The sequence below is a fragment of the Nitratireductor sp. GZWM139 genome, assembly GCF_030068685.1.
In the GTDB taxonomy this organism is placed as follows: Bacteria; Pseudomonadota; Alphaproteobacteria; order Rhizobiales; family Rhizobiaceae; genus Nitratireductor; species Nitratireductor aquimarinus.
Genome location: NZ_JAMQML010000003.1, coordinates 1 through 18,188, shown reverse-complemented (window position 1 = coordinate 18,188; position 18,188 = coordinate 1). Strand labels below are relative to the sequence as shown.

Sequence of the window (18,188 nt, the reverse complement as noted above, 5' to 3'; positions counted from 1 at the left end):
CAGAAGAAGAGCCGGTGCGCGGGGCACCGGCCAGGTGTCAGACTGCGGCAATAGCCGTCATTTCGACGCGCAGGTCCGGATCGGCAAGGCGCGCCTCGACGCAGGCGCGGGCCGGCGGGTTCTCCGGGTCAATCCAGGCATCATAGACGCTGTTCATCGCGTCAAAATCGATGATGGCCGGCAGGAAGACGTTGACGGCCACGAGCTTGGAGCGGTCGGTGCCGGCTTCGGCCAGGAGAGCGTCGATCTTGCGCAGAACATCTGCCGTCTGATCCTCGATGCTCGCCTTGCGGTCATCGGGAACCTGCCCCGCAATGTGGACGAGACCGCCATAGACGACGGCCTGGCTCATTCGGGAACCCTTCTGGTAGCGCATGATCATTTTCCAAAATTCCTTTTGCTTGGGTAGGGGGTGGGGTGGGGTTGGAACAGTTTCAGCCGAAGCTGGTGAGATAGGCCGAGACAACGCGATGATCGTCGTCCAGACCGTAGAGGATCGCGTGCCGGTCGAGGCAGGTGCAGGGATGCGAGATGCCGAACTCCACCACATCACCGACACGCAGATCGACGCCCTCGCCCAGTGAGACGAAGGCATGCTGATCGTTCAACGCGGTGACGCGAACCGTCTTAGAAAGAGCGGTGCGCACGCCATCGCGATAGAACGCAAGCGGGCGCGGCAGGCCCTGATCGGCCGCCACATCGCGCAGGCCCATGCCGCAAACGGCAAGCCCCGGCTCCGGCCTCGAAAGAACCTCGGCCCAGACGCGAAGCGCGGGGCGGAACCCGGTGGCCGCCGAAACCGCTTTTCCGCCGATCACGAAACCGGACCGGTTGTCGAGGCCGGTGAGACCGCGCTCATAGATGCCGTGATCATGAAAGAAGATCGCGCCGCTGCGCAGGACCAGAACCGCGTTTTGATCTGCCGCGACCACCGCCTTCAGACCGCGAACCACCATGTCGAAATAAACCGAGCCGCCGGCGGTGACGATCATCGGACGCTCCGGCCCAAGCCGCTGGCGCAGCGCAGAGAAAAGCGTTGCCGTGCGTTCGACCAGAGCAGAAATGCGCAGCGCCGTCTCAGCCGCATCGGGCGTTGCGGCTGCACCTTCGTAAGCCGCGACGCCGGCGAGCCGGAAAGTGTCGGTCTCGCGTTCAAGAATGGCCTCGGCGAGCTGTAACGCGGCTTCACCGGAGCGGAGCCCGCCACGGGCAGCGCCCAGCTCGACCAGAAGCCCGAGCGGCGGCAGATCAGCGGAAGCAGACCACGCGGAAGCGAGCGACTCCATCATCTCGCGTGAATCGACGAAGATCGAGAGATCGGCATCGGGATAGGCAGAGACCAGGCGGGCAAGCCGTCTCGCTGCCGCCGGGCCACCGATCTCGTTTGCGAGGATCAGGCGGCGGAAGCCCGCGCGCAGCATGACGGAAGCCTGACGAATGTCGGCCACCGTGACGCCCCATGCCCCGGCCTCGACGAGACGGGCGGCGATGGCCGGCGACATCGGCGTCTTGGCGTGTGGTGCGATCTCGACGCCCTGCTCGCGCACATAGGTCATCATCAGATCGACATTGTTGGCGAACGCCGTTTCATCGAGCGAGATCAATGGCAGGGACATGGCGCCATCAAAGGGCTTCCACCCCTGATCGCCAATGGCGCCGAGGCCAAGGGCTGCATGGCCTGCGGGAAAACCGCGAACGCGGTCATCGATGACGGGATCGCTCGCAGTGGTGAGCGTGGCGTCAGACATGGGAAGCATCCTGTGATGTTTGCGAAGGCGACAGGCCAAGGCGGTAAATGCGGTTCGCCGTCGAGAAGAACAGGGCCTCCTGCTCATCATGCGAATGGCTGGCGGCTATGGTTCTGAACGCGCCATAAAGCGCATCGAAATCCGCGTGCAGACCGGCAACGGGAAAATCGCTGGCAAACATGGCGCGCTGCGGCCCGAAACAGGCGATGCAGTGGTCGATCACCATGCGCAGACTGTCGACTGTCCAGTGGTGATCATAGGCCACGGGATCGGAGATCTTGATGGCGATGTTGGGCGCACTGGAAAGCTCCGAAAGCCCGTTGCGCCAAAGCGCCAAGCTTTCCTCGCTGCGGTCAACCGGGCTGCCGCAATGGTTGAGCACGAACTGGGTGTCGGGATGATCGGCGACAAGGCGCGCCGCCTCCCCCATCTGCCAGGGAAAGAGCATGAGATCGAAGCTGAGGCCGAGTTCGGTGGCGCGCGAAAGCCCCTCGCGCCAGCGCGGGTCGCTCATCATGCCTTCGCGGGAGGCAAAGCTCTTTGCCGGGTCGGGATGCCAGCTGACGATATCGCGAATGCCGACCACAGCGGGATTTGCAGCCTCGCGCTCAACGAGACGCTGCGCATCCGCACCGGCAAGCGGCACGCGCGCCACATAGCGCGCGGCAACGCCAAAACGCCTGTCGAGACTGTCGAGCCAGCGCGTTTCCTCCAGCGGGAAATCATCCGACCAGCCGGCCTCGACATGGACGGTGGCGACGATGTTCTGGCGGGCCGCGTCCCACAGATATTCACCCACGCCATAGTCGCGGCGGATCGGCGCGATGCTGCCGAACACCATCTCCTCATCAGCGGCTCCAGGCGGCGCAAGCCAGGGGTGCCTGCCAAGCGACAGGTCCCACAGATGGTGGTGCGGGTCGATGACCGGACCCGCATAGGCAGAACTCATCGTCGCGCCTCACGCCCCGAGATCAGGAGCAGCGCCAGAATGAGCGATCCGAACATGATGGACCGCCAGCCGGGCGACGCGTTGACCACGGTGATCAGCGCCGTGGTGGTGACGAGAAGGATCGCGCCGGGAATGGTGCCGGCATAGGTGCCGCGCCCGCCCAGAATGGAGGTGCCCCCCAGAACCACGGCGGCGATGGACGTCAGAAGATAGGGATCGCCGATGCCCACATAGCCCTGACGGTTCATGCCGAGGATCAGGATGCCGGCAAGACCGGCGAAGAAGCCCGAAAGCGTGAACAGGAGCAGCGTGTTGCGTTTGACGCTGACGCCCGAAAGCTCGGTTGCCATCGGGTTGGCCCCCAGCGCCAGAAAGCGCGCGCCGGCCGGCATGCGGTGGATGATGAGCAGCACCACGATCGACACGGCCACCCACAGGAGAACGCCGGCGGGAATTCCGAAGGGCCGCGCCTGGCCGAGCCAGATGACGGTTGCGTTCGTGACGGAGACGGCGCTGCCGCCGGCGACGATGACCAGCATGCCCTGCAGGAAGGTCGCCATGGCCAGTGTCATGATGATGGGCGGCACTTTGAGATATGCCGCGCCAACGCCATTGAGAAAGCCGATGCTGGACGCGATGCCCAGCGCAAGCACGATGCCCACGAGGCCGGTGGGATCGATGTCGGGCGAGATGAGTGGCAGGAGAATGGCCGTGACCGTGATGACCGCGCCGACCGAAAGGTCGATGCCGCCCATCAGGATCACGAGCGTCTGGCCGGCGGCGACGATGCCGATGACTGCGGAGAGTTCCAGCAGGTAGCGCAGATGGCCGAAGGCTCCGAAGCCACGCAGCGTGAGGCTGGCGACGATCCAGACGAGGATCACCAGGATCAGCGTCAGAAGCGGCGGATTGCGGAAGGCCGACTTGAGAGCGTTCATGGCTTTGCCCTCCACTGGCTGGTCAATTGCGGGATCGCGACGGCGCCGACGATGATGAGGCCCTGCGCCACATATTGAGCGACCGGCGGGAAGCCGAGGAAGAACATGACGTTGATCATGACCGAGAGAAGCAGGCTGCCGCAGATGACGCCGCGCATCGTGCCCTTGCCGCCGAGAAAGGCGACGCCGCCAAGCACCGCGCCGGCGATGGAGTTGAGCGTGAAGGGCGTGCCGATGACCGGATCGCCAGAGCCGGTCTGGGCTGCAACGAAGAGGCCGGCAAGGGCTGCCAGCAGACCCGACAGCGCGAAGGCTAACACCTTGACGCGCTCGACGGGAACGCCCGAGCGGAACGCGCCGACGGGATTGTTTCCGGCGGCATAGATGCCAAGGCCGAGCGGCGTTGCCAGATAGAGTTTCCAGCCGATCAGAAGCAGGACCAGAAGGCCAAACGCAACCGGCGTGTGGCCGGCAAGCAGGTCGGAAAACCAGTCGGGGATGTAGCCGCCGGGACGCGGCAGGAGAATGAGCGCGATGCCGGTGATGATGAACGATCCGGCCAGCGTGACGATGATGGCCGGCAGGCGCAGATAGGCGACGATGCCGCCCGTTACCGCACCGATGAACAGGCCGGCGACCGAGACGGCGATCAGCCCGCCCAGAACACCCAGCGGACCGCCCATGGTGACGGCGGCAATGACCGCGCCGAGGCTGACCATCGGACCGATGGCAAGCGAGATGCCGCCATTCAGCATCATCAGGGCCTGCGCCATGGTGACGAGCGCCAGCGGGAACCAGTTCTGCGTGAACTTGGAAAAACCGCCAACGCTGAGAAGGCCCGGAAACAGAATGGCGTAGACCACGAGAAACGCGGCGACGACCAGATAAAGGCCCGTCAGGCCGCGATTGCGGCGCTTCTGGACGGCGGCATAGAGATTTGCCGGAACGGTGGTGGCACTCATGCCGCAGCCCCCTTCGCTGAGACGCCCATGGCGGCGCCGACGATCGCTTCTTCGGAGATGTCTGCGCGCGGCAGCGTGGCCACGACGCGCCCCTCGCGGAACACGGCGACACGATCACAAAGATGGACGAGTTCAGGTGTGTCGGAACTCAGAAGAATGACCAGCTTTCCCTCGCGCGCGAAGGATTGCAGCATCAGATAGATTTCCCGCTTGGTCTCGATATCGACGCCGCGCGTGGGGTCGTTGAGGAGCAGTACCGAAGGATCGAGCGGCAGCCATTTGGCCAGCGCCACCTTCTGCTGGTTGCCACCGGAAAGCGCCTGAACCGGACGGGTCACATCGCCCTTGATCGTCAGGCGCTTGGCGAGGTCGGCAACCAGATTGCGCTCGGCCGCGCGGTCGCGCAGACCATGTTTCACCAGATTGCCAAGCGAGGGCAGAAGGAGATTCGACGCAATGGAATGCGGCAGAACGAGCCCCTCATGCTTGCGGTCAGCCGGCACATAGGCAAGGCCGGCCTGATTGGCCGCCTCGACGCTTTTCAGCGGGCGGTGACTTCCCGAGATTTCCGCCTTCTCTGCGGAAGCGGGAATTGCGCCGTACAGGCCGAGCAGGAAATCCTCCTGTCCCTGCCCCACCAGACCGCCGATGCCAATAATCTCGCCGGCGGATGCCTGGAAATCGACATCAAGGGCCGTGCCTGCGGAAAATTTCTTCAGATGGATGAGTTCGGCGCCGGCGGGATGGTCCTGCCAGGCGGGGAACAGGTCGCCCGCATCGCGGCCCACCATCAGGCGCACGAGACCTTCATCATCGACGCCGGCCAGCGGCTGGTCGGCGGTCACCACGCCATCTTTCAGCACCGTGACATGCGAGCACAGCGCCTGAACCTCGTTGAGGCGATGGGAGATGTAGAGAAGCGCGATGCCTTCATCACGCAGCTTGCGGATGAGGCCTGCCAGAATGCCCGCCTCATGCGCGGACAGGGAGGATGTCGGCTCGTCCAGAATGAGCACGCGCGGCTTGCGGAAAAGCGCCTTGGCAATTTCCACCATCTGCCGGCGGCCAAGCGAGAGATCGCCGACGGGCATGTCGAGCGGTTCGGTCAGGCCGACCCGCTCGCAGACCTCCGCGACGGAGGCGGAAAGCGCCTTGTAGTCGATGAGACCAAAGCGCCGTGGCAGAGCGCCAAGGCCGATATTCTCGGCAATGGACAGCTCGGCGGCAAGGCTCAGCTCCTGTTGAACGACGGCAATGCCCGCCTCTCGCGCAGCAGCAGGGCTGAAACGCGAGACGGGCTTGCCGTCCACGACAATGTCGCCCTTGTCGGGCTGCAAAGCGCCCGAGAGCAGATTGATCAGTGTCGATTTTCCAGCACCGTTCTCGCCCAGAAGAGCGTGAACGCGTCCGGGCTCAAGGGCGATGTCCACGCCCTTGAGCACCGGATTGCCGAAAAACCCCTTGAACACCTGCCTGGCTTCGAGCAGGGGCTTGGTTTTCGTCATCAGGAACCGGCCTTTTCGTCTTCGTGTCTTACTGCGCCAGCAGCTTGTCGAAGAGCGCGCGGTCGTAATCGGAGTAGATGTATCCGTCGGCCGGGAACTGATCGGCGCGTGCGAGATAACCGTCGATCGTGTCGTCGCCGATGACCGGCAGCGGCACCTTGATGAAAGCCGGAACGTCCTTGCCCTCAAGCGCCTGAACCGCCGCGTAGACAGACAGGGCGCCCAGCCAGTTCGGCTGCATGGTTGCCCAGCCTTCCAGACCCTTCTCTTTCCAGAGCTCAAGGAACTGACGTGCGTTTTCACCGGTGGTCGGAACCTGCTCGCGGCCCTGACGGTCGAAGGCGAGAACGGAACCGGCCGAAAGCGCGCCGCCGAGCGAAAGAACGCCGTCGATTTCCGGGTTGGCGAACAGAAGGCTGGTCATGGCCTCCTGCGCGGGCGCGACATTGTATTCGGTGTTGGTCTCGGTCAGGATCTCGATGCCGGGATTGGCGTCCAGAACCGGCTGCGCGCCCTTGCGGCGGTCATCGCTGACGGAAATGCCTGCCGGGCCGTTCATGACGATGATCTTGCCTTCACCGCCGAGCTGATCGACCATCCACTGTGCGGCAGCCGCACCCCATTCACCGGAATCGGTGTTGATCTTCGCGGTCACCTTGTCGGTGTTGACCAGGCTGTCGAAGTTGACGACGGCGATGCCCTTGTCACAGGCGTCCGAGATCACGCGGTCAAGCGCGTTGGACGAACCGGCGATGACGACGATGGCGTCGACATTGGCGTCGATCATGGACTGGATGTGCTGGATCTGCGTCTGGGCATTGCCCTGGGCGTCGGTGATCATGAGATCGTCGACCAGACCGGCCTTCTTCAGCTCTTCGACCTCGGCAGCGATGGTGCCTTCGGTCTGCTTCATCCAGGTCGGTACGGAATAGATGTTCGCCCAGCCGATCGTATAGGGCGCTTCGCGGTCTCCCTGAATGCAGTTTGCCGCAGCCGAAGCAGCACCGCTGCCGGCAACCAGCATGGATGTCGCCGCAACGCCCATGAGCAGGCCGCGACGACGCCTGGAATTTTCAGAACCCGATAAATGCATGTCTTCCTCCCTCAACAAGATGCGGCGCCCCAAAAGGCTTGCCGCCAATCAATGTCCGCTATAATGTACAAGTGATCTTTATAGTGGAAGTGCATATTATCCGGTTTTGACGCCCCTGCAAGTGGCGGTCGAAAAATCACGGCGAACAGCCCTTCGACTCCGGGTGTGACGCCAAGAGCATTGACAGGCTGCAACGAGTTCAGAAGAAGGACAGAGCCAGAAGCGATGGAGACGAGGCCGTTGGATACCGCCGCACCGACCAGCACTGCCAAGCGCGCACGTGGTCTCGACCGCGCATTCGAGATACTGGATTTTCTGCGCGATCAGAAAAGCCCGATGCGCCCCAACGAAATCGCGGTCCAGATCGGCGCGCCGCGCTCTTCGGTCTACGAGCTGGTGAACCTTCTCCTGCGCAACGAGATCCTTGAACTCGCCGGCGGCGACGGGCGGGTTTTCCTCGGGCGCAAGCTCTATTTCCTGGGCGCGGCCTATGAAGAGCAGTTCGATTTCACCCGCGAGTGCGAAGCAGCCCTTGAGATGATCGCGCATGAAACGCGCGAGACCTCGCAGTTCTGCATGCTGGACGGCAACAAATACATCGTCGTTCGCATGAAGGAGGGCGCGCGCCCGTTCCGCATCTCATCGGATGTAGGGCAGTCGGTGCCGATCCCCTGGACGGCGTCCGGCCGCCTGCTGGTCGCGCATCTTTCGGATCAGGAAATCATCGACTTCATCCCGCCGCAGGACTTTCAGCTGCCCAATGGCGAATGGCTGGAACCGGCGGTCTTCATTCGCGAAGTGCGCGAAGCATGGCTCAAGGGCGAGTTCACCTTCGACAGCATCGTGGACAGCTTCACCCATTGTTTCGCGGTTCCCGTTCTCGATGCGAACCGCCGCTGCGTGGCGACGCTCTGCCTTGTCGCGCCACGGGAAGACGGGATCGAGAACAGGGAAGAATATCTGCTCTGTCTCAAGCGCGCCTCGCAGCGCCTGAGCGGACAGACAAGCGTTCCGCCACTCAGCCGATAGACACCCGGAAATGAAAACGGGCGGCTTTGGCCGCCCGTTTCAGTTTCACGATCAGATATCCGCCGGACGCGGCTGTAGCGGCGGCTGCACATCTTCCGGGATCGGACAGGTGTAGGGCGTCGCGGCCGTGCGGGCGGCGTGGTCTTCCCTGGCCTTCGCCAGCAGATCGGCGTCGCCGATCAAATCGAGCGCGGTTCCCGCCATCACCTTTGCGGCGTAGACCATGCCCTTGTGGGCTGCGGGCATTTTGCCCTGCGCGGTGATCTGCCAGGAGTGCCCAGGTGTGCCGATTGCATGGGTCGCAACACGCGCCTGAACGGTCGGAACCACCCAGCTCACATCGCCCACATCGGTGGAGCCGATCATCGGAACACCCTCGAGATCGCGCGGCACCACGCAATCGCACAGCGGTGTGTTGTCCTTCACCGGCAGGCCGATGCGAAGATAGTCGTTGTGAATATCCTCGTCCGACAGCGTGTCCTGAATCTTGGCGGCAAAAGCGCGGTCCTCATCGTCGAAGGCGACGGGCCCGAGACGGTCCATCTGACGCTGCATGGCTTCTTCGAGCGGCGTGTTGCCAAGCAGATTGGCCACCGCACTCATGATGGAGATGTCGACCTTCGTTTCGGTCATCATCGCCGCGCCACGCGCCACCTTCTGCACGCGCTCATTGAGAGCGAACATGCCCGGCAGGCTGGTGGACCGGATCGCATAACGAACCTTGGCTTTTGCCTGCACCACGTTCGGCGCGATGCCGCCGGCGTCGAGAAGGGCGTAGTGGATGCGGCTGTCGGCCGGCACATGCTCACGCAGGTAATTGACGCCGACGCTCATGAGCTCGACGGCATCGAGCGCGCTGCGGCCCAGATGCGGTGCGGCGGCAGCGTGGGACGAACGGCCCGTGAACGCGAAGTCCATGCGCGTGTTGGCCAGCGACATGGCCTCGTCAACACGGGTGAAGGACGCCGGGTGCCAGGTGATGGCCGCATCGACATCTTCGAACGCGCCGGCGCGCGCCATGAAGCTCTTCGCAGCGCCACCCTCTTCCGCCGGGCAGCCATAATAGCGCACGCGGCCCGGACGGCCGGTCTCTTCCAGCCAGTCCTTGATTGCCGTGGCGGCCAGAAGTGCGGCGCTGCCAAGCAGGTTGTGGCCACAGCCGTGACCATGGCCATTGCCAGGCAGGGGACGCGGCTCGGCGATGCCGGCCTCCTGGCTCAGGCCCGGAAGCGCATCATATTCGCCGAGGATGGCGATGACGGGACCGCCCTCGCCTGCCTCGCCCATGACGGCGGTGGGAATGCCGGCAACGTCCTCAACCACCCGGAACCCCTGCTCGCGCAGCATGGCGGTGTGCTCGGCGCAGGAGCGGTACTCGGTGTAGGCGATTTCCGGCATACCCCAGACACGATCGCTCAACGCCTCGAAACCGGCCTTCTTTGCATCAACGAGATCCCAGATCTCATCGCTGTTCTTCATTGTTGCCTCTCCTTGTCGGATGAATGATCGTGCGTCGAATGATGGTCGTGGCCGGGATGGGCCACATATGCGTCAGGCGTTGAAGCCACCGGTGCCAGCGCCGAGCTGGTCGCCGGCCGGCAGAGCGCCTTCGAACCAGAGACCGGCAGCGGCAACCGACATGGCGCAGCCATCGTGAGCGACGCCGGGAACCTCGGTCATCTGCCAGTTGAACGGGACGCCCAGCTCTTCAGCCTTCGCCTTGCCCCTGGCAAAGTAATTGCGGGCGCGGTGAAGACGTCCCGGCCCCTGGGCGATGGCCTCGGGCTGGGTCGGCAGGTTGTCGGCGTTGGACTCGCAGTCGTTCAGGCCGGCCATGATGTGCAGCGGCGTGGCGAGCAGCGCCACCAGATCCTGCTGCCCGTAGCCCAGACCGCCAAGACCGGCGGGGAAATTCGCTTCCAGATCGGGGAGAGAATACCAGCCGGCATTGGCCGCGCCGACGGCCTCGAACGGCCCCATGCCGAACAGCGACACCATGCGGTGCAGGAACTGACCACCGGCGGAGTGACCGAAAATCTTCGGCTTCACGCCCTTCATGACGCCGGCCTCTTCAAGGGCCTCGGCGATCAGCGCCGGAGCGCGGTAGATCCAGCTTTCACGCGGGGTCGGCTTTCCCTCGGCATCGAGAACCATGCCGTTGTTGTAGTTTTCCGGCTCGGGAAAATCGCCATTCGGGAAGGTCGGAGCAACGATCAGGAGATCATGCCTGTCGGCAGCCGCAATCCAGAAATCGCGATAGTCGTCACCATTGCGCAGCATGCCGTGCTGGACGAACACGACCGGCTTGCCCGGCTCATATCCGGCAGCCTTGTAGGTGTTCAGGATGACGGTCTTTTCCGGCTGACCAGAGAAGATGAAAGGCAGGGCGTTGGAGCCATTGCCGTCGAGCAGGCGTTGCAGTTCCATGAAGTCCTCAAGAAGGTTCGTGCAGATGACAGGCGACCGTGCGGCCCGGCGCGATCGTCCGGCTGATCGGGCGTTCGCTGCGGCACCGGTCGGTGGCCATGGGGCAGCGGGGATGGAAGGTGCAGCCGGATGGCGGGTTGAGCGGCGAAGGCAACTCGCCCTTGACCGGCTGGAAGGCGCGGCGACGGCGCTTCACCGAGGGGATCTCGGCAAGCAGCGTCTGCGTGTAGGGATGGGCCGGGCTGTCGAACAGCTCCGTTGTCGGCGCGAGTTCGACGATCTCGCCCAGATACATGATCGCAACCCGGTCGGCGATGTGCCAGACGACCGACAGGTCATGGCTGATGAAGAGATAGGTCAGCGCACGCTGCGCCCGCAGCTCCAGGAACAGGTTGATGACCTGCGCCTGAATGGACACGTCGAGCGCGGCAATGGGCTCGTCGCAGACCAGAAATTCGGGATCGACAATCAGGGCGCGGGCAATGCCGATACGCTGACGCTGACCACCGGAGAACTGATGCGGATAGCGATCCCTATAGGACGGGTCGAGCCCAACCTCATTGAGCGCCGCATCGACACGTTCGCTGATTTCCGCCCGGTTCTTGCATCGATTGTGCACGCGCAGCGGCTCGGAAAGGATCTCGCCGACCGTCTGTCGCGGGTTGAGCGACGCATACGGGTCCTGAAAGACCATCTGCACGGCGAGCGTATAGGCGAGCCGTTCCTGACGGCTCATCTCATCCGTGCCCTTGCCATTGTAGAGGATCTCGCCTTCCGATGGCGGGTTGATGCCCGTCATCATGCGGCCAAGCGTGGACTTGCCGCAGCCGGACTCGCCGACAAGGCCCAGAACCTCACCACGCCGCACGGTCAGATCGAGCGACTTGACGGCCGTGAGAACCGGAATTTCCGGCGCTTTTCCAACCAGACCGAGAAGCTGCTCGGCCAGTACGGGCTTGCGCGAAAAGCGGCGGGAGAGCCTGCGAACCTCAAGGATCGCGTCTTCGTCCCTGTCCGGAGCGCTCGTGATGTCGTTGCGCGGGCTCATGGCGTCTTCTCCGGATCAAGCGGATGGTGACAGCGCCAGCTGTGATCGCCGGCCTCCGCCAGCGGCGGCTCCTCGGTGCGACACAGATCGCTGGCGCGGAAACAGCGGGGATGGAAGGGACAGCCGAGCGGCCTTGCCGTGAGCGACGGGGCCGCGCCCTCGATCTGGCGCAGCGCCTCGCCGCGTGGCGTGTCGCCGGGAACGGAGTTGAGCAGGCCAAGCGTATAGGGATGGCGGGGCGTATCGAGCACGTCATCGACCTGCCCGATCTCGACAATGCCGCCCGCATACATCACGGCAATGCGGTCAGCCAGTTCCGAAACCACGCCCAGATCATGCGTGATCCAGATGAGCGCCGTCCCGGTTTCCTTCTGCAGCGTCTGCATCTCGGCCAGAATCTGGCCCTGAATGGTGACGTCGAGCGCGGTGGTCGGCTCGTCCGCGATGATCAGTTCGGGCTGGTTGAGCAACGCCGTGGCAATGGCGACGCGCTGGCGCATGCCGCCGGAAAGCTCGTGCGGATACTGGTCGACACGCGTTTGCGGCGAGGTGATGCCCACCTTGGTGAGCGTATCGATGCAGCGCTGGCGCGCGGTGGCCGGATCGACCGTTTCGTGCTCGCTGATCGCCTCCATCATCTGCTCGCCGATGGTGAGCACGGGATTGAGCGTGGTCAGCGGGTCCTGAAAGATCATGGAGACGGATTTGCCACGCACGCGGCGCAGCTCCTCGTCGCTCAGCTTGCGCAGATCACGTCCCTTGAAGCGGACCTCGCCGGAGACGATCTCGCCGGGCGCATCCACCAGACCGATCAGGGAGAACCCGGCGACGGACTTGCCGGAGCCGGATTCGCCCACAAGCCCCAGAACCTCACCGGCCCTGAGTTCGAAGGAAAGACTGTCGATGGCGGGATAGGCGCCATCGGCGAAGTGAAACACGGTGCGCAGATTCTCGACCGCGAGCAACGGAGATGAAGACTGATCAGACATCATGAACGCTTTGGATCGAGGGCCGTGCGCAGGCGGTCGCCGGCCAGGTTGAGGGAAAAGATCAACACCAGAAGGGCAAGGCCCGGAAAAAAGCTGATCCAGTAATCGCCGCTCATCAGGAAGTCGAAGCCATTGGCGACCAGAAGCCCGAGCGAAGGCTCGGTGACAGGCACGCCGACACCCAGGAAAGAGAGCGTCGCTTCAAGCGTGATGGCGGAGGCAACCTGAATGGTCGCCACGACGAGCACGGCGCTCAGGCTGTTGGGCATGATGTGGCGGAACATGATGCGCAGGCGCGAATAGCCGAGATTGTAGGCAGCCTCGACATATTCCTTCTTGCGCTCGACCAGCGCGGCTGACCGCATGATGCGCGCGTAGTTCGCCCATTGCACCACGACGATGGCCAGAATGACCTTGTCGACGCCGCGCCCGATGACAGCGAGCATCACCAGCGCCACCAGAATGGTGGGAAAGCCGAGAATGAAGTCGACCAGCCGCATGAGCAGCGTTTCGACCCGACCGCCGAACACAGCGGCGGCAAGACCCACCGTGACGCCGATGATGAGCGCGATGGCCGTGGCGACAAGACCGACCAGAAGACTGATGCGCAGGCCATAGAAGATGGCCGAGAGCATGTCGCGCCCCTGGGAATCGGTGCCCAGCCAGAAGATCTCGCCATTCATGCCCTCGCTGCCGGGCGGCAGGCGGTTGTCCATGACGCTGAAGGAGGCGAGATCATAAGGGTTCTGCGGCGCGAAGAAGGGCAGGAGAAGCCCTGTCGCCACCACGATGCCCAGAAGGAGGAGCGCCTTCCTGACGCTCGGCCGGCGCTTGATGCGGCGCAGATTGGCCGCGCGCTGCGGTGTGTCGGCCAGAGGCGGGCGCGTTTGAGAAGACATGTTCTGCATCTCGCTCATGACATGCGCTCCGACAGGCTGACGCGCGGATCGAGCAGCGCGTAGGTGAAGTCGACCAGCAGATTGACGACGACGAAGATGAAGGTGACGAGCATCACGTAGGCAACCACGACCGGGCGGTCGAGCTGATAGATGCTGGTGATGAGCAGCTTGCCCATGCCCGGCCATGCGAACACGGTTTCCGTGATCGTGGAGAAGGCGATCAGGGAGCCGAACTCGACGCCCAGCACCGTGATGATGGGAATGAGAATGTTGCGCAGGATGTGACGGCGCACGATGCGCTTTTCGCGCACGCCCTTGGCGCGGGCGAATTTCACGTAATCCTGCATGCGCGCTTCGGAAGCGCCGGCGGCCGTCAGCCTTGTGATCAGCGCGATGTTGGGAATGGCCAGGTTGATGACCGGCATGGCCAGATGGCGCAGGCCGTCAACGGTGAGGAAGCTGAACGGAATGCCGAAGACGGAAACCGTTTCGCCACGACCGGAAGCCGGCAGCCACTGAAGCCAGACGGCAAAGAAAAGAATGAGGACCATGCCCTTCCAGAAACTCGGGATCGAGTAGCCGAAAATGGAGCCGGTCATGATCGCGCGGGCGATGCGGTTTTCCTCTTTCAGCCCCACATAGAGACCGAGCGGAATGCCGATGATGCTGGCGACGAGCATGGCGAGAAACACCAGCTCGAAGGTCGCCGGCATGCGGCTCAGAATGAGCTGAAGCGCGGGTTCGGCATGCACGAAGGAGGTGCCCATATCGCCCTGAACGGCGTTGGACAGAAAGGTGAAGTATTGCATCCAGACGGGCTGATCGAGGCCCAGACGGGAAACCATCGCCTCACGCTCAAGCTGCGTGGCTTCGGGATTGACCAGAAGCTCGACGGGATCGCCGACCGCGTAGACGGCAAGAAACACCGCAACCGACACGGCAAGAAGAACAGCGATGCTTTGCAGCATCCTTTGCAGGGTAAACAATAGCACCGGAAGCGCTCCCGCCCGTTAATGACCATCGGCGCGAAGACGCGCCGATGGATGGTTCAGACTGTGTGAAGTGGCTACTTGGCCGGGCGGATGTCCTTGGCCATGGTGTACTGGTCCATGCGGCCATCGAACTCCAGACCATCGCGGTAGGCCCACAGCGTGCTCTCGAAATGCACGGGGATCAGGCCCAGCTTGTCGAGCGCCATCTGGCCTGCCTGCTGCAGCATCTCTGCGCGCTTCCCGGCATCGACGGTCTCGATGGCTTCGAGAATGACTGCATCGAACTCGGGATCGGACCAGCCGCCATAGTTCGAACCGCCAACACCACGCTCCTTGTCGCCGGTCGTCACATACTGGCGCAGGAAGGATGCCGCGCCGCCGGAGGTGGAGCCCCAGCCGCCCATGGAGAAGCTGAACTCACGCTTGCTGCGGCGGGAGAAGAAGATCGAGCGGGTCATCGCGTCGAGGTCGGTCTCGATGCCAACGCGCGTCAGGAACTGCGCGATGGCCTGAGCCACCTGCGAGTCGTTGATGTAGCGGTCGTTGGTCGCAGAAAGCGTGACCTTGAAGCCATCGGGATAGCCGGCCTCTGCAAGCAGCGCCTTCGCCTTCTCCGGGTCATAGGTCAGCGGAACCGGGTCCGTCTGTGCGCCGAACATTTCGGACGGAACAAACTGGCTGGCCGGCTCTGCGAAACCGTCCATGATGCGCTCGACGATCGCTTCGCGGTTGATGGCGTGCGCAACGGCGCGGCGAACGCGCTCGTCCTGGAACGGGTTCTTGCCGCCTTCAGCCTCGATGAACGGGCTGTCATCGCGGGCAACGTCCATCTGCAGGAAGATGACGCGGCTCGACGGCTTGGCCGTGTAACCGAACTCTTCGCCAAGCTGCTTCACGTCGCGGGCAGCCGGGCTTTCGATGAAGTCGTAATCGCCGGCGAGAAGGCCTGCCAGACGCGGACCTGCGGAGGGAACGGGCACGAGTTCGACCTTTTCCCAGGCCGGAGCCTCACCCCAATAGGCGTCGTTGCGGCTCATCTTGATCTTCGAACCCTTGGTGAAATCATCAAGGACGAAGGGGCCGGTGCCGATGGTCATGGAACCATTGTTGAAGCTGTCGACGCTCGGCCATTCGCCAGTGACGCCGCAGCCATTGGCCGGGTCGAAGGACAGGTCGCCATGCTCGAGAATGCCGTCGCTGAGAATGTAGATCTGCGACAGGAGTTCCGGCAGAAGCGGCTCGACCTGCTTGGTGGTGATCTTCACCGTGTAGGGATCGCTCACTTCGACGCTGGCGAAGTTTTCAACGTCCGGCGCAAACGAGCCCGAAACGTTGTTCTCGTTGTTCAGAACGCGGCAGAAGGTGAAGAGGACGTCATCGGCATTGAAGTCGCTTCCATCGGAGAACTTCACACCCTCACGCAGCTTGAAAACCCAGGTGTTGTCGTCCACGCCTTCCCAGGATTCAGCGAGCGAAGGCCCGACATTCTGGTTGGCGTCGGTCGCCGTCAGCGCTTCGAAAATGTGCTGAACGAACGCGTTGTTGGTCGACAGATTGTGGTAGTGCGGATCGGCAGCCGTGGGCTCCGAGGACAACGCGATCTTCAGTTCTTCAGCGTGGCTCGACATTGTTGCCGACGCCAGAATGGCTGCCGTGCCTGCAAAGAGAAACGACTTCATTTTCACCAGTTCACCCTCCCGGTTCATGCGCGCAAAAGCGCTCCATTGAATTTCTGCATCTGATATGCTGAAACGATGAAAGAAAATTTTCATCGAAATGAAAAACATGAAAATTCATTAGGGTCAAGGGGGCTGACATGGACACGATGTACCACTCGGAAGTGGCCAGTCGCATCGGCAGGGCGTATCAGGATCTGAGCCTTGGCCACCGCCGGATTGCGGACTTTATCCTGCGCTCCCCGGCCGAAGCGGCGATGATGACCAATGTGGAACTGGCATCGCGCTGCAATGTCTCCAACGCGACCGCGAATCGCTTCGCCAAGGCTATCGGTTTCAAGGGGTTTCCCGAGTTTCGCGCAAGCCAGATGGACGCGCTGCGCATGGATATGGCAGCCGTGGAGAAACTGCGCACGGAAATCGACGATGATGCGAGCAATATCGACATCATGCGCAACGGGCTCACGCAGGATCTGGACAATCTGCAGAACACGCTCGACGGTCTCGATGAGGCCAGCTGCAGCCACGCGGTCGAGCTTATTCTCGACGCGCAGCGCATTTTCACCTTCGGTTCCGGCATCAGCTACTACATCGCCGGCATGCTGACACACGGGCTGGAGCCCTTCTGCCGCGGCAACGTCACGATGATGGGCGCAACGGGCGGCGCCAATTCAGCCTATCGGCGGCTGGTTCACTGCAATGAAAACGATCTCGCCGTGTTCATCTCGTTCCCGCGCTATTCTCCCAACACGGTGGAGCTGTGTGGTGTTGCCAAGCGCCGCGGCGCGCGCATTCTGTGCATCACCGACAGCCCGACCAGCCCGGTCGCACGCGACGCAGACGTGGTTCTGTTCGCCGAGGCAAAGAGACGCCTGCTCCCCAACTCAGCCACATCAGCCTTCGCGCTTGTCGACGCGCTCGTGGCGGCAATCGCCAATCAGAGCACGGACGGCGCGGACGTTCAGCTCCGCCTGGCAGAACGCTACATGCCCGACATCGGAAAGGTTTCGGGCAAGGACCCTGACGGTTCTTGAAGACAGCTACCGCTTGGACCTGGGTTTCCTGGGGGGCACGCCCAGGTGTTTTCTGAGCGACGTCGCCAGATGGCTCTGGCATGAAAACCTGGAAAGACGGGCGATCTCGCGTATCTGCCCGGGTATCTGCATGTCTCCTTCGGTGAGAAGACACCGGGCATAATCGAGCCGAAGGTTGATCAGATACCGATGCGGGCGCTCACCAGACGTGTTTGTGAACGCCACGATGAAAGGCCCCGGTGAAGGTCGCAGACGCCGACCGGGTCAGCTACACTGAGCTTGCGTCTGAAATTCTCGGCCAGGTGCTCCCGTATCCTTTTCCATTGCGAAACGAAAGCCCGCCCGTCGCGCTCTTCTTCGGGCGCGCGGCATCGTCGTATCTCCGCAACACCTCGACCCCGAACTTGGTGAGCAGTGCATCGACATAGAGTTCGTTGACGCCATTGCCGCCCGCTAGCTCATCCCGAAACATGCGCGCCGTCTGCAGGGCCCGACGATCGGGAGACGCGGCCTTTGTGAGCCGGATATGCGGACGCCCGCCTTTGCACTCTTGTTCGGCAAGGGCGGCAAGGTGATCGGGTGAAATAACGATGGCGGCGGCCTCGCGGGAAACCGGCAAGGAGAACAGAGCGCCCGCATCGCTTCAAGCAGATATCAGTTTCACCTCTATCACGAAGCAATGCGTATCGACCAAGAACACCTATCAAGTGCGACTGTCTTACAATTTTCAGCGGTTGAGAACGCCCGAACTGATCTGGGGAACCGCCACCTTCCCTGAGCGCCAACGCGCCCCGCCCGAAGGGATGGACAGATAAAGCACACCAGCTGCCGTTTTTATGCGATTGAGACTGGTTTGTGGGGCGGTCCTTTGGATGCTTTGATTGTTCGTACGATCATCA

General features: G+C 62.8%; 18 protein-coding genes. 2 read left to right on the top strand and 16 right to left on the bottom strand.

Going from position 1 to position 18,188, the window contains the following annotated elements; translation table 11 throughout:
- Positions 1-37 precede the first annotated feature (37 nt).
- Genes NDI72_RS04225 through NDI72_RS04195 form a run of 7 tightly spaced genes read right to left on the bottom strand, consistent with a single transcriptional unit; the run spans position 38 to position 7,195 of the window.
- Positions 38-382 (bottom strand): RidA family protein, encoded by a 345-nt coding sequence (locus NDI72_RS04225; RefSeq protein WP_206547905.1) that lies wholly within the window; start codon positions 380-382, stop codon positions 38-40.
- A 52-nt stretch (positions 383-434) separates the two neighbouring features.
- Positions 435-1,748 carry an alanine racemase gene (locus tag NDI72_RS04220; protein ID WP_283799743.1) on the bottom strand — a complete coding sequence of 438 codons (1,314 nt, stop codon included), beginning with the start codon at positions 1,746-1,748 and terminating at the stop codon, positions 435-437.
- Positions 1,741-2,697, bottom strand: a complete 957-nt coding sequence (locus tag NDI72_RS04215; RefSeq protein WP_283799742.1) for an amidohydrolase family protein — start codon at positions 2,695-2,697, stop codon at positions 1,741-1,743. The genes NDI72_RS04220 and NDI72_RS04215 overlap by 8 nt, the downstream gene beginning before the upstream one ends.
- Positions 2,694-3,635 (bottom strand): ABC transporter permease, encoded by a 942-nt coding sequence (locus NDI72_RS04210; RefSeq protein ID WP_206544293.1) that lies wholly within the window; start codon positions 3,633-3,635, stop codon positions 2,694-2,696. Before NDI72_RS04210 ends, NDI72_RS04215 begins: the two co-directional genes overlap by 4 nt.
- Positions 3,632-4,597: an ABC transporter permease gene (locus NDI72_RS04205; RefSeq protein ID WP_283799741.1), complete on the bottom strand. Its 966-nt coding sequence runs from the start codon at positions 4,595-4,597 to the stop codon at positions 3,632-3,634. Before NDI72_RS04205 ends, NDI72_RS04210 begins: the two co-directional genes overlap by 4 nt.
- On the bottom strand, positions 4,594-6,102 hold the full coding sequence (locus NDI72_RS04200) for a sugar ABC transporter ATP-binding protein (RefSeq protein ID WP_206544295.1): 1,509 nt from the start codon (positions 6,100-6,102) through the stop codon (positions 4,594-4,596). The genes NDI72_RS04205 and NDI72_RS04200 overlap by 4 nt, the downstream gene beginning before the upstream one ends.
- Positions 6,103-6,130: 28 nt before the next feature.
- Positions 6,131-7,195 carry an ABC transporter substrate-binding protein gene (locus tag NDI72_RS04195; RefSeq protein ID WP_283799740.1) on the bottom strand — a complete coding sequence of 355 codons (1,065 nt, stop codon included), beginning with the start codon at positions 7,193-7,195 and terminating at the stop codon, positions 6,131-6,133.
- Between the two features lie 240 nt (positions 7,196-7,435).
- Here NDI72_RS04195 and NDI72_RS04190 point away from each other — a divergent pair, with 240 nt between their 5' ends.
- A complete protein-coding gene (locus NDI72_RS04190; protein WP_222473977.1) occupies positions 7,436-8,224 on the top strand; it encodes an IclR family transcriptional regulator in 789 nt (262 codons plus the stop codon).
- Positions 8,225-8,275: 51 nt separating this feature from the next.
- Here the strand turns inward: NDI72_RS04190 and NDI72_RS04185 are convergent, their stop codons facing one another.
- The 7 genes from NDI72_RS04185 to NDI72_RS04155 form a co-directional block, all read right to left on the bottom strand.
- Positions 8,276-9,703, bottom strand: a complete 1,428-nt coding sequence (locus NDI72_RS04185; protein ID WP_283799737.1) for a M20 family metallopeptidase — start codon at positions 9,701-9,703, stop codon at positions 8,276-8,278.
- A 72-nt stretch (positions 9,704-9,775) separates the two neighbouring features.
- Positions 9,776-10,651, bottom strand: a complete 876-nt coding sequence (locus NDI72_RS04180) for an alpha/beta hydrolase family protein (RefSeq protein ID WP_224873341.1) — start codon at positions 10,649-10,651, stop codon at positions 9,776-9,778.
- Between the two features lie 7 nt (positions 10,652-10,658).
- Complete coding sequence (locus NDI72_RS04175) at positions 10,659-11,699, bottom strand: ABC transporter ATP-binding protein (RefSeq protein ID WP_206994708.1); 1,041 nt, start codon at positions 11,697-11,699, stop codon at positions 10,659-10,661.
- Complete coding sequence (locus NDI72_RS04170; RefSeq protein ID WP_283799734.1) at positions 11,696-12,691, bottom strand: ABC transporter ATP-binding protein; 996 nt, start codon at positions 12,689-12,691, stop codon at positions 11,696-11,698. Before NDI72_RS04170 ends, NDI72_RS04175 begins: the two co-directional genes overlap by 4 nt.
- Positions 12,688-13,596, bottom strand: coding sequence for an ABC transporter permease (locus NDI72_RS04165; protein WP_394374065.1), 909 nt, complete (start codon positions 13,594-13,596; stop codon positions 12,688-12,690). Before NDI72_RS04165 ends, NDI72_RS04170 begins: the two co-directional genes overlap by 4 nt.
- Before the next feature lie 5 nt (positions 13,597-13,601).
- Positions 13,602-14,579: an ABC transporter permease gene (locus NDI72_RS04160; RefSeq protein WP_113153095.1), complete on the bottom strand. Its 978-nt coding sequence runs from the start codon at positions 14,577-14,579 to the stop codon at positions 13,602-13,604.
- A 74-nt stretch (positions 14,580-14,653) separates the two neighbouring features.
- Entirely contained in the window at positions 14,654-16,258 is a 1,605-nt protein-coding gene (locus NDI72_RS04155; protein ID WP_283799731.1) for an ABC transporter substrate-binding protein, read from the bottom strand.
- Between the two features lie 137 nt (positions 16,259-16,395).
- Between NDI72_RS04155 and NDI72_RS04150 the strand changes: the two genes are divergently transcribed.
- Positions 16,396-17,289 carry a MurR/RpiR family transcriptional regulator gene (locus tag NDI72_RS04150; protein WP_206544300.1) on the top strand — a complete coding sequence of 298 codons (894 nt, stop codon included), beginning with the start codon at positions 16,396-16,398 and terminating at the stop codon, positions 17,287-17,289.
- A 6-nt stretch (positions 17,290-17,295) separates the two neighbouring features.
- On the opposite strand, the gene NDI72_RS22050 is transcribed toward NDI72_RS04150, so the two are convergent.
- Both NDI72_RS22050 and NDI72_RS04145 read right to left on the bottom strand, forming a co-directional pair.
- Positions 17,296-17,514 (bottom strand): helix-turn-helix domain-containing protein, encoded by a 219-nt coding sequence (locus NDI72_RS22050; RefSeq protein ID WP_502888371.1) that lies wholly within the window; start codon positions 17,512-17,514, stop codon positions 17,296-17,298.
- Positions 17,515-17,557: 43 nt separating this feature from the next.
- The gene (locus tag NDI72_RS04145; protein ID WP_283799729.1) at positions 17,558-17,908 is read right to left on the bottom strand and encodes a hypothetical protein; all 351 of its coding nucleotides are present in this window, start codon (positions 17,906-17,908) and stop codon (positions 17,558-17,560) included.
- Positions 17,909-18,188 lie beyond the last annotated feature (280 nt).